This is a genomic window from Psychrobacillus sp. FSL K6-4046 (assembly GCF_038624605.1).
GTDB lineage: Bacteria > Bacillota > Bacilli > Bacillales_A > Planococcaceae > Psychrobacillus.
Genome location: NZ_CP152020.1, coordinates 3,525,446 through 3,537,512, shown reverse-complemented (window position 1 = coordinate 3,537,512; position 12,067 = coordinate 3,525,446). Strand labels below are relative to the sequence as shown.

Below are 12,067 nucleotides of genomic sequence, written 5' to 3'. Positions count from 1 at the left end.
AAACAAGAGGGAGGGACTAGCTAATCCATAAAACACAATAGGGATGTGGTCATGAAGATAGTGACGACCACGCCCTTTTATATGGTCAAAGCCTATAGGAAACGAGTTGACTCCTTTAGGGGAGAATGAACCTATGCCTGAATTGGAATGTGCTTGTAGGCAACTACATCAAAAAGCCCGGTATCAGTTAATTTTAGTTCAGGTATAACTGGTAAGCTTACAAATGACAAAGTTAATAATAAGTGGAAATCTAAGTTCGGATGAATGGAGATTATTGATTCATGTAAAATTTTTAACTCTTTAGCAGTTTGCGTTGCAGGTTTATCGGACATTAAACCTGCTATAGGTAAGGAGAGGGAAGCTAACACCTTTCCATCCTTTATGATTACAACCCCACCCTGTATACTCTCTAAATGTTTACAGGCTGCAAGCATATCCTCATCATTTGTCCCAAGTACAACCATGTTATGTGAATCGTGGGCGATAGTAGTTGCTATTGCACCCATCTTAATACCAAACCCGTGCACAATTCCAAGACCAATGTTCCCTGATGCCTGGTGTCGCTCAATTACTGCTAGCTTAAGTAAATCATGTTCTGTACAAGGAGTGAAGAAACCTTCTATTACAGGAACCTTTAGCACTTTTTTACGAGTTGTAATTTGATTGGGCATTATTTCAATAACATTTGCGGTTCCATCATTGGTTAAGGGGATGGAAAAGTCAGCTACTGAAAGCGTTGGTAATGAAACAGTATTTGCAATATGCTGTGGTAAGTAATCTTCGGAAGCATTTACTTTTAGCATTTTGTTATCTTCAGCAATCTTTAGTCCATTCTTCCAAACGGAAATGGCACGAAAGGATTCCAGGCTATCAATCATAAAAAAGTCTGCAATGAAACCTGGAGCTATGGCACCTTTGTTATACAATTTGTAGCATTCAGCGGCATTTAATGTTGCTAATTGAATTGCTTGTAATGGCTCCATTCCTTCCTTGATAGCTAGACGTATGGCATGGTCGATGCTTCCTTCCTCTATCAATTCATCCAAATGCTTATCGTCCGTACAAAACATAAATCGACGTGCATTTTGTGTGTTTACAGCGGGCAGTACGTCTCTTAAATTTTTGGCTGCAGAGCCTTCCCGAACTAAAACATACATCCCTTGTGCTACTCGATCTAATGCTTCTTCTGCCGTTATACATTCATGATCAGTATGGATACCTGCCACTCGGTAGCCTCTAATTTGATTTGGCTTAAGTCCAGCTCCGTGACCATCTATAGGAACATTAGCTTCAAGGGCCATTGCAATCTTGTCTAACATATCAGAATCTCCCGAAAGGACAGCAGGGAAGTCCATCACTTCAGCCAACCCAAGGACCTTCTCCTTAGTTAAGAAAGGTTGTAGATCCTTAGCTTTTAGGACGGCTCCGGCATGTTCAAAAGGTGTGGCTGGGACGCTAGAGGGTAGCATAATATGAATATCCATCTCACTTTTTAAAGATTCATCTATCATAAATTGAATCCCGTCAGCTCCGGAGACATTGGCTATCTCGTGAGGATCTGTAATAACTGTTGTGACACCATGTGGAAGGAGTATTCGACTAAATGCTAATGGGGTTACCATTGAAGATTCGATATGTATATGAGCGTCAATTAGACCAGGGACGACATACTTACCTTCAGCGTCTTGCTCAGCCTTTGCTATAAATGCTCCAGTTGTATCCACTGCGACGATATGACCGTTTGTCACAACAATGTCTGCTAATTTCCATTCTAATGAAAATACGTCTGCTATCTTCGCATTGCGAAGAATGAAATCAGCTTGTTCTTTCCCTTGAGAGGCTAAAATTCTTTCTTTTAGTTGTTCTACACGAATGTTCACAAATTTGTGCTCCTTTTTTGAATATTTTATTAATTATAGTAGTGCTGGGATTATAAGGAAAGCTATAATTAAAATATAGTCGTACAGGGAGGGATTGAAATGGTTTATCGAAAAACACAGACTGCGAATATAGCCTTAGCTTTTTTGCTGCTAGTACTTCTTTCTAATTTTCTAGTGTATCGACCACAAGTGCAGGATTTCTTTTCACTTCAGCTTAATAGCGGAGTTGCTATTGGGTCTCTTATAGATTTAGCAATTGTTGCACCTTTACTCGTTTATGCAATCTTTAAGATTTCCTTCAAACAAGTAATGGGTCTTATGGTTGGAGGATTAGTTATTGCTAGATTTTTTATACCTTCCGAATTGTTTTCCCCGTTTAAAGGAATTCTATATCTGGGAATTGCTTTGGAAGCACTTTTGATCTTGGCAGAGTTAAGTTTAATATTTTTGGTCATCTATAAAACCCCAAAAATTAAAGCTTCCATGACGGAAATGAAAACTTCGCCATTGTTTAGCCTAATACCTTCTATTAAACAGGTAGTTACAAAAAATATTCTTATACGTATAATCGTTTCTGAACTTTTAATGTTTTATTATGCAATTTTTACGTGGAAAAAGAAGGCCCCTAGTCATCCAAATATAGTTACTTTACACAAAAAAACAAGCTACATTGCTTTTAATGTAATGATTATACATGCAATTATTATAGAAACAATTGGGCTTCATTGGTGGCTACACGACAAATCGATTCTCCTGTCATTCGTGTTATTGGTCTTTAATATTTATAGTGTTTTCTATTTCCTAGCTGATATCCAAGTAACACGTTTACACCCCGCAGAGATAAAAAACGGTAACCTGTATGTGACACAAGGACTTAGTGCTCGAATTGTTGTCCCGCTACATCTAATTAAGAATGTAGAATGGGGTGTGGCTGTTCCGGATAAGCACACACTTCAATTTATGTATCGTGATTTTGAACCATTAGAACCCCAAGCCTTAATCCACTTGCATGAACCTATAGAGGCGACAATGTTCATGGGGAAGGAAAAAGTAGTTACGCAGTTTGCCATCCGAGTAGATGAACCACAAAGGCTGAGGGAAATATTAGAAACAACGTAAAGCGCATCATTTGACGAGAAAATATATGTTGGCTATAATTATCTCAAATTCGAGATAAAAGAGGAGCTTTTAATGATGAAGCATTTATTTTTTCCAGGGGAGAATTCTTCGAGACCGACCTTATTGTTATTGCATGGTACAGGTGGTAATGAGCATGATTTAGTTGGACTAGGGAAAGAGATAGACAGCTCAGCTAATATTCTGAGTGTGCGAGGGAATGTGCTAGAAAACGGAATGCCTCGGTTTTTTAAACGTCTTGCGGAAGGGGTTTTTGATCTCGAGGACCTGCAGGCTCGTACAGAGGAATTAAAAAGCTTCCTAGATGAAGCAGCTCAAACCTATAAATTTGATCGTGATCAAGTAGTAGCGATTGGTTATTCTAATGGAGCTAACATTGCAGGGAACCTTTTATTTGAATATAAGGATGTCGTAAAAGGTGCGATTCTCCATCATCCGATGGTGCCGAGGCGTGGAGTAGAGATACCAGTCATGTCAGGTACTTCGGTGTTCATAGGAGCAGGAAAGAACGACTTTATGTGCCCGGCAGCTGAATCTGAAGAACTGAAGGACTTATTGCAAAATGCAGGCGCTAGTGTGGAGATGCACTGGCATGAATACGGTCATCAGTTAACACAAAGCGAAGTACAAGCTGCAAAGGAATGGTATCAAGCGAAATTCTAGAGGAGTCGATTGACTGACCTGGAAGTAATCTATTCTAACCTAAAAACAAAGCCTAGTAGAGTATGAGTATCTACTAGGCTTTGTTGTATTCCGGTTTCTTTAAAGGTTTAGTACCCATTGTTTAATGGAAGTTTTTCGCTTTGTAAGGTCCCTTTCTAAAAGGTAGCCACCAGTTCCATTTACCAAAAAGTTTCATCAAGCTTGGAACTAATAGTAAGCGGATAATTGAAGCATCGATAGCCACGGCTATAGCTATTCCGATACCAATTTGCTTGACTGGCATAACCTCTGTGAAGGCAAATGCACCGGTGATAACAATCATAATTAATGCTGCAGAGGTAATTATTTTACTAGTGGAGGTTAATCCATCTACAGTTGCTTTCGTATTATTGTGATGTTTCATATACTCCTCTTGAATACGGGAGATGAGGAATACCTCATAGTCCATACTTAGCCCAAAGACTAAACTGAAAACAATGACTGGAATTATTAAGGCAATGGTCGTTTCCTCTAAACCAAAATGGCCATACTGAAATATATAAACAAGTATGCCAAACGTGGAGGCTAAACCAATTACATTCATAATAATTGCTTTTAAAGGTATAAGCACGGAACGGAAGGCGATGGTTAAAATGATAAAGGTAGAGCCCAATATTATTCCTAGCAATATCCCGACCTTATCAAAAATTTCATCAAATATTTCTTGATTAAACTTAGGTTGACCACCTAATAAAATATCTGTGCCAACGTCTTTATCAGCCCATTCTCTTGCCCAATCCTGTGCTTCATCAGATGAGCCATTAAGTCCTAATGTAACTGGAATCATTAATTTGTCACCTTGGACAAAGGTATCCAATAGTGGGGTGAGCTGACCTGAAACCTCTGGAATCAACATGCTTTGCTCCCACTGTTCGACGGTAGGTATTTCACTAGCCGAAAAGACAGTATCTACTGATTTAACATCAGGATCCTTCAAAAGCTGCTCTTCTAAATTTTTCATAGTGTTTAGGCCATCTGTATTTTCCCAGCCACCTGGTCGATCAGCCACCACGTAAATCGTAGACTGGTCCCCCATATTAAACTCATCCTCCATCACTTCATAAGCTTGACGGGAATCATAGTCCTTAGGTAGAGATTCTACTGATGGGATGGTTAATGTCATTTCTTTTACCGGGATTATACCTATCCCGAGCAACACAAAAGCTACAATGATTAAAGTAACAGGTCGCTTCATCACAAAGGAGGCAAAGTTTCTCCACTTGGTAGAGGCACCAGGCTTCACACGCAAGATAGTCCATTTATTAATACGATCACCTAATACCATCAGTAAGGCTGGTAATAGGGTAATGGATCCCAATACTGCCATAGCGACGACAAGCATACCACCAAGAGCTATATTTTGAAAGATCTCTACTTCTAATACAAACATGGCTCCAAGTCCAATAAATACACAAAGTGCAGAGAAAATAATAGAGCGACCAGCTGTTTTTATAGAGACTTGGACAGCCTCTACAACGGACTTTTCGGTAAGCTCTTCTTTATAACGATTAATTAGTAATAAAGCAAAATCAATACTTAGCGCAAGCCCGAGCATTGGAACTATGTTAAGGACGAAAATAGATAAATCCATGGCTTCGCCAAAGAATGTCATGACTCCAAGTGCTGAAACTACTGTGACAATACCCACAGCAATTGGTACCAAAGCGGCAACTACACTTCCAAATGCAAGGAGCAGAACGACCAATGCTATTGGAAGACCGATTGCTTCTGCACTAGCCAAGTCCTTTTGGCTTGCCGTGTTAATATCTTTATTGATGGCGGCAGCCCCAGTTAAAGTGACACCCTTTTCGTTTCCGATAGATTGACGAATGTCATCAACTACCTCTGACATGTTCTCGGTATCCGTGTTAAAGTGCAACATTGCGTATGATACATTTTCCTTATAGAGAGTAGAATCCTCCAAGGGTGATTGGATATCTTTCACTATTTTTAAGTTTTCTATATCATCTAACGTATCTTGTATTGTTTGATCGGATGTTTGATCGAATACGATGAAGAGTGTCTCGGCTGGTAAATCAAAGGTTTCAGTTAGCTCATCCATTACTTGCTGGTGTTCTCCGTCCATTTTAAAGCCGTCACCCTCCAATAAAGATGGAAGACGTAATGCAAAAAAAGCAAGAGCCACAAACAGGATGATCCAAACTCCCAAAGTGACTTTATAATGGCGTGTCACCAGGTTAGCTAAAAATTTCATATATTTCCTCCTTAGATAAAGCCAAGTAGTAATATAGCTCTTATGTTAAACCTACCCGTTTCAGTGGTAGAGTTTCCTTTTTATTGTAATGGAAAGCAAGTTTAACTGCTAATATAATGCTATGATAAAAGAAAGTTTTTGAAGGAGGAATATAAGTGAAAATTACATCTCCAAAACTCAATGAGAACCCAGAACAAATTAATTTAAACGAAGCTTTACAAGAGGATTATTATATTTCCAACTCCACTGTTTGTTCGCTTGAAGGTATTGAGGAATCAGAAGGAAAGATAATCTTTGATCAAGTACTTTTCAAACAAGCTTCCTTTGTGGATTTACATTTATACCAAGTGGAATTTATAGATTGTATTTTTGAAAAATGTGATCTTTCTAATGTAGTAATGGAACAGGCAGTATTTCATCGAGTGGAATTCTTAGCGTGTAAGCTCTTTGGAGCAAATTTTGCGGATGCGAGGCTAACTGATGTGAGAGTTTGTGAAAACCATGCGAACTACCTGAATCTAAGTTTTTCTAAGTTGAAAAAGGTATCCTTTAATAACTGTACATTAAATCATGCAGACTTTATTGATGCCACCTTACAGCATATTGAATTCGAAGCATGTGAAATAGATGAGGCTAACTTTACGGATACATCTTTAGATGGGGTTGACTTGAGCAGCACTACATATGAAAACCTATTAGTATCCCTTGAGGATTTAAAAGGCTGCACAGTTTCCATGGAACAAGCTATAGGATTTGCCAAATCGTTAGGAGTGATTATAAAAGAGTAAAAGAAAAAACCTCGTATTCAATTACGAGGTTTTAATTAATTAAAAGAGTAAATTTAAGACTTGGAAGATGATAGCTGCTACTATGGCAGATATCGGTAGAGTAATAATCCAAGTTAATACAATTTTTTTAGCGACTCCCCATTTTACACCCTTCACACGCTGAGCTGCTCCAACCCCCATAATAGCGGAAGAAATAACGTGTGTTGTAGAAACTGGTAAATGAATGGTTGTAGCACCAAAAATAATCATAGCAGACGATAAGTCAGCTGCTGCCCCATTAATAGGGCGGATTTTCATGATCTTACCACCAACAGTTTTAATGATTTTATAGCCACCGATAGATGTACCAAGACCCATCGCAGTTGCTGCTGCAATACGAACCCAAAGCTGGATGTCGTCTGTAGCTTGCCATTGTGCAGCAATAAGGGCCATCGTTATAATCCCCATTGCTTTTTGGGCATCATTTGTACCATGGGTAAACGATTGAAGTGCTGCTGTTCCTATTTGGAAGATACGAAATCTTTTGTTTGTCCCATAAAGGCTTCCTCGTTTAAAAATCACCTTAAATAGTGACATCATTAAAAATCCAACTGCTAAAGCAAGAAATGGTGATACGACTAAAGCTATCAAGATATTAGTGAACCCATCATAATTTAAAACTCCAAACCCTGCCGCAGAGATAGCTGCCCCTGCAATAGAACCAATTAGGGTATGAGATGAGCTAGATGGAATTCCGTAATACCAGGTAACTAAGTTCCAAATAATCGCTGAAAGTAAAGCTGCCAAAATAATTAATGATCCGTTTTGAAGTGTAAAAGGATCGACAATATCCTTCGTAATTGTTTTAGCAACCCCTGTAAAAGTTAGAGCACCCACAAAGTTCATAATAGCGGCCATGTAAACTGCAACTTTTGGTTTTAAAGCTCTTGTTGAAACAGAAGTGGCAATTGCGTTTGCGGTATCATGGAAACCATTGATAAAGTCAAAGGCAAGGGCAAAAAACACAACTAGGATCGTTAATATAAAAATAGTATCCATAATGAAAGCTCCTACGCGTTACGCATAATAATTGTTTCAAGCGTATTTGCTACGTTTTGACAATAATCTGCGATATCTTCTAATTGCTCGTAAATATCCTTAAATTGAATAATACGAATCGGATCTTTTTCGTTTAAGAAAAGCTGCTTAATGGAAGTACGAAGCACCTCATCACATTTACGTTCATAATCCTTGATTAGAATGGAATGTTCATGCATCTTAAGCAATTTCTTCTGAGCTAATAGCTCCATCGCTTTTACAATCTCGTCCGTACTTTTAACAATATAGCCTAGGAATGTACGCATTGACTCATCAATTTCAACTAATGTGAACATTTCAAGATGTGCCGTAAAATTGTCAATTCCGTCTAGAATGTCATCCATTCGGATAGCTAGTTCCAGAATATCCTCACGTTCAATTGGAGTCATAAATGATTTGTTTAACATAACAATCAACTCATGGATTAATGTATCCCCAGCTGTTTCGTAATTCTTAAGGTGTAAGCTAATTTCTTTTAAATCTGAAGCGTTATTAATACGGAAATCATCTGCATAATGAGTGGCTTCACGTACGTTTTCAGCTATCTTTAAAAGGGATAGGAAAAAAGGATCTTGTTTTTTTGAGCTAATCATAAAAGCCTCCTAGACTTTAAAATGGTGTAGTTAGTATGAATTTTCCTCAAATAGCATACCAAAAAACTTACAAAATCAACACACTTTTTACTTTAAAATCGATAAATTTACAATCCTGTAACAATTCAAGCGTCTAAAAAAGATTAAAATTTGACAATAAAAGCTACTTTATATAGAAAAAAATGATAGTGTACTAATTATTAAAAATATTGAAACCTTCTGAATTTAGATACGTATAACTACTAAAGAAGTTATTAAATGGAAAAGTGGTGAGAAAAATAGAACAAATTTTCTTGTATGGTTTAATTGTAATTGGTCTTATTACTATTCTTTATGTGTTATTTGCAGATGCAATAGACGGCATGGAAGCAGGGATTTTTAATCCGACTACAATTCTCTCCTTTCTATTATTCATTTGTGCAGCGGGCTTTATTCTCCTTAAAGTTACTAATTGGAGTGAAACCGTTATAATTACCGTGGCTGTAGGGATATCCATCTTTTTAACCTTTTTACTGTACTTCTTTGTACTTTTACCTCTCTCCTCAGCCGAAGTCTCTACAGCTTACACAAACGAGTCATTACTAGGGCAAGTCGGAAAGGTTATTGTTCCTATACCCTCAAACGGGTATGGTGAAATCACTATTGAGACAGTAAATGGACTCATCGCTAAAAGAGCTACTGGTTTAGACAATGAAGAGATTGAATATGAAAAACAGGTCTTAATAATTGAAGTGAAAGACGGCACTTTTTTAGTAAAAGAATATGTGCCTTTTATAAAATAAAAAGGGGGATTTTAAATGGGCTTGGAAATGTTAGTTGTAATAGGGGTTGTTGTATTCGTAGTTTTAATCATGCTGGCTGTCTATATAACCAAATATAAAACGGTTGGTCCTGATGAAGCCTTAATCGTTACAGGGAGCTACTTAGGCTCTAAAAATGTTCATACAGATGACTCGGGCAATCGCATTAAGATTATTAGAGGTGGCGGTACATTCGTATTTCCTGTATTCCAGCAAAGTGAACCTCTTAGTCTATTATCAAGTAAACTAGAAGTTACAACACCTGAAGTGTATACCGAGCAGGGTGTTCCAGTTATGGCGGATGGGACCGCTATTATTAAAATCGGAGGTTCCATTTCAGAAATTGCAACTGCAGCTGAGCAGTTTTTAGGGAAATCTAAACAGGACAGAGAAAATGAAGCAAAAGAAGTATTAGAAGGTCATCTTCGCTCCATTTTAGGGTCAATGACAGTTGAGGAAATATATAAAAATAGAGATAAGTTCTCGCAAGAGGTACAACGTGTTGCGTCGCAGGATTTAGCAAAAATGGGTCTTATTATAGTTTCTTTTACAATCAAAGATGTTCGAGATAAAAATGGTTATTTAGATTCTCTAGGTAAGCCAAGAATCGCACAAGTTAAGCGTGATGCGGATATAGCTACAGCAGAAGCAGAAAAGGAAACACGTATTAAACGTGCAATGGCTTCGAAGGAAGCTCAAAAAGCTGAAATTGAACGAGCAACGGAAATCGCAGAAGCAGAAAAAGACAATCTGTTAAAGGTTGCAGAATACCGACGAGAGCAAGACATTGCTAAGGCACGTGCCGACCAAGCCTATGAGTTGGAGACGGCAAGGTCTAAGCAAGAAGTAACAGAGCAGGAAATGCAAATTCAAATTATTGAACGTCAAAAGCAAATTGAGCTTGAAGAGAAAGAGATATTGCGTCGTGAAAAGCAATATGATTCAGAGGTAAAGAAAAAGGCAGATGCAGACCGTTATGCTATTGAACAAAATGCTGCTGCATCCAAGTCTCGTGAAATGGCAGAGGCAGATGCAGAAAAATATCGCATTGAGGCAAAAGCGAAAGCAGATGCAGAAAAAGTACGTTTAGACGGTTTAGCAAAAGCTGACTCGCAACGTGCGCAAGGTGAATCAGAAGCAGATATAATTCGACTGAAGGGACTTGCAGAAGCTGAAGCTAAACAAAAAATTGCTGAAGCGTTTGATCTGTATGGGCAAGCTGCAGTTCTAGATATGGTTGTTAAAATGCTACCAGAATATGCTAAACAAATTGCTAGTCCACTTTCAAATATCGATAAGATAACTGTAGTAGATACTGGTGGAGGAGAAGGCGGAGGTGCCAATAAGGTTACCTCATACGCTACAAATCTTATGTCTACCCTACAAGAAACTTTAAAGGCTTCCTCAGGAATTGATGTGAAGAATATGCTAGAAAACTATGCTGGAAAGGGTAATATAAGACCGAGCATTGAGCAATTGACACAGGAAGTGAAAAAAGCGAACGAAGAAACAAAAGTACGCGAGGTACAAGAGGTATAACATTTAAAAAAACGGACTTTCCTAAGTTGGAAGTCCGTTTTTTATATTTCCTTTCATAAAGAACCCTATCATGATTAAACACGAACGTTATTTCTTTTATAAATTGGTAGTGACCGGCTGACACTCAAAAGTGATCTCTTACACAAATAGTTATTTCATACATACTCCATAGAGATAGGGAAGACCTATCATAAGACCCGGTAGGCAATTAATTGGAAAACTCATTTCTAATCATTTTTTAATAAAAGCATATAAATGCCTTTATTATTTTTTTGATTGTTCGTGTTTCATAAAAACTTCAGAATTATGAAATTGATTCTACTATTAACTAAATGTATAATTAAGGTTAGATTGTCGAATGTTGTAGAATTGTGGAGGGACAATGATACTTACAAAAGAACAAATTCACGATATTAGAGAAAAGCAGAGTCTACCTAGGGTAGTTACTGATAAAACAATTACAACTTATATTGGAAGCTCAGACGATATTTCTTATGCGCTTTATACACTCACCCCTGCAAGCACTACCTGGATTTATTCTAACCCATGTAATGAAAGCAATTACGTAGAAAAATATTATATTTTAGCTGGCAGTTTAAAAATAGTGTACTGGAACCAACATAAAATACTTCGGCCAGGTGATCTACTAGATTTAGTCATGCTAAATACGCTAATTACTTGTCAGGCAAAGGAAGAAGTGCACATTTTAATAGAAATGACTAAAAAATATTTTACCCAAAACTTCATGGAGAGAGGAATTATTCATCGCGATGCTCTCCGTATTCAAGAAGTGGATGGTTATACTTATCATCATTGCGCACGGATAAGAGATTATTCGATTGAACTTTGGAAAAGAATGAACTTAAAAAGTAAAGGAGTTCGAAGGTTAAGTATAGGCTCCTATTTTCATGATATTGGTAAGCTCGCCATTCCTATAGAGATTCTAAATAAACCTGGAAAACTAACAGAAGATGAATGGAAAGTAGTTAAGATGCACACTACTTTAGGGGCTGAAATGATGAAAAATCATGAAATTTCTTGTATTCGGGAAGCTGCTTTTATTGTCGAACAGCATCATGAAAGGTATGATGGAAAAGGGTATCCTTTTGGACTGATGGGGGAAGAAATTTCCTTAGAAGCTTCTATCGTCTCTGTTGTAGATGCATTTGATGCAATGACCACTAATCGGGTTTACCGTGGGGCAATGACCTTTGAAGACGCTATCCTCGAAATAAAGAGAGGTAGAGGAACTCAATTTAATCCAAAGGTGCTAGATGAATTTCTCGAAATGTTGCAAGAAAAAAATAATCAGTGGTAAATGAAAAAGGAGAGAAAA

General features: G+C 37.7%; 10 protein-coding genes. 6 read left to right on the top strand and 4 right to left on the bottom strand.

Going from position 1 to position 12,067, the window contains the following annotated elements; translation table 11 throughout:
* Nucleotides 1–131 precede the first annotated feature (131 nt).
* The gene (gene ade, locus MKY09_RS17360) at nt 132–1,880 is read right to left on the bottom strand and encodes an adenine deaminase (RefSeq protein WP_342567195.1); all 1,749 of its coding nucleotides are present in this window, start codon (nt 1,878–1,880) and stop codon (nt 132–134) included.
* Between the two features lie 99 nt (nt 1,881–1,979).
* Between ade and MKY09_RS17355 the strand changes: the two genes are divergently transcribed.
* Complete coding sequence (locus tag MKY09_RS17355) at nt 1,980–2,999, top strand: beta-carotene 15,15'-monooxygenase (RefSeq protein WP_298470839.1); 1,020 nt, start codon at nt 1,980–1,982, stop codon at nt 2,997–2,999.
* Nucleotides 3,000–3,071: 72 nt separating this feature from the next.
* Nucleotides 3,072–3,680, top strand: a complete 609-nt coding sequence (locus tag MKY09_RS17350; protein ID WP_342567194.1) for an alpha/beta hydrolase — start codon at nt 3,072–3,074, stop codon at nt 3,678–3,680.
* Nucleotides 3,681–3,801: 121 nt separating this feature from the next.
* On the opposite strand, the gene MKY09_RS17345 is transcribed toward MKY09_RS17350, so the two are convergent.
* Nucleotides 3,802–5,934 carry an MMPL family transporter gene (locus MKY09_RS17345; protein WP_251553295.1) on the bottom strand — a complete coding sequence of 711 codons (2,133 nt, stop codon included), beginning with the start codon at nt 5,932–5,934 and terminating at the stop codon, nt 3,802–3,804.
* 155 nt (nt 5,935–6,089) lie between these two features.
* Here MKY09_RS17345 and MKY09_RS17340 point away from each other — a divergent pair, with 155 nt between their 5' ends.
* On the top strand, nt 6,090–6,722 hold the full coding sequence (locus MKY09_RS17340; RefSeq protein ID WP_342567193.1) for a pentapeptide repeat-containing protein: 633 nt from the start codon (nt 6,090–6,092) through the stop codon (nt 6,720–6,722).
* 39 nt (nt 6,723–6,761) lie between these two features.
* Here the strand turns inward: MKY09_RS17340 and MKY09_RS17335 are convergent, their stop codons facing one another.
* Both MKY09_RS17335 and MKY09_RS17330 read right to left on the bottom strand, forming a co-directional pair.
* On the bottom strand, nt 6,762–7,760 hold the full coding sequence (locus MKY09_RS17335) for an inorganic phosphate transporter (protein ID WP_169358470.1): 999 nt from the start codon (nt 7,758–7,760) through the stop codon (nt 6,762–6,764).
* 11 nt (nt 7,761–7,771) lie between these two features.
* Nucleotides 7,772–8,392 carry a DUF47 family protein gene (locus MKY09_RS17330; RefSeq protein WP_169358471.1) on the bottom strand — a complete coding sequence of 207 codons (621 nt, stop codon included), beginning with the start codon at nt 8,390–8,392 and terminating at the stop codon, nt 7,772–7,774.
* A 269-nt stretch (nt 8,393–8,661) separates the two neighbouring features.
* On the opposite strand from MKY09_RS17330, the gene MKY09_RS17325 reads away from it, so the two are divergent.
* The 3 genes from MKY09_RS17325 to MKY09_RS17315 all read left to right on the top strand — a co-directional run bounded on the left by MKY09_RS17325 (nt 8,662) and on the right by MKY09_RS17315 (nt 12,049).
* Nucleotides 8,662–9,174 carry a hypothetical protein gene (locus tag MKY09_RS17325; RefSeq protein ID WP_251553297.1) on the top strand — a complete coding sequence of 171 codons (513 nt, stop codon included), beginning with the start codon at nt 8,662–8,664 and terminating at the stop codon, nt 9,172–9,174.
* 15 nt (nt 9,175–9,189) lie between these two features.
* Nucleotides 9,190–10,731: a flotillin family protein gene (locus tag MKY09_RS17320; RefSeq protein ID WP_169358473.1), complete on the top strand. Its 1,542-nt coding sequence runs from the start codon at nt 9,190–9,192 to the stop codon at nt 10,729–10,731.
* Between the two features lie 382 nt (nt 10,732–11,113).
* Nucleotides 11,114–12,049, top strand: a complete 936-nt coding sequence (locus MKY09_RS17315; RefSeq protein WP_342567192.1) for an HD-GYP domain-containing protein — start codon at nt 11,114–11,116, stop codon at nt 12,047–12,049.
* Nucleotides 12,050–12,067: the final 18 nt, after the last annotated feature.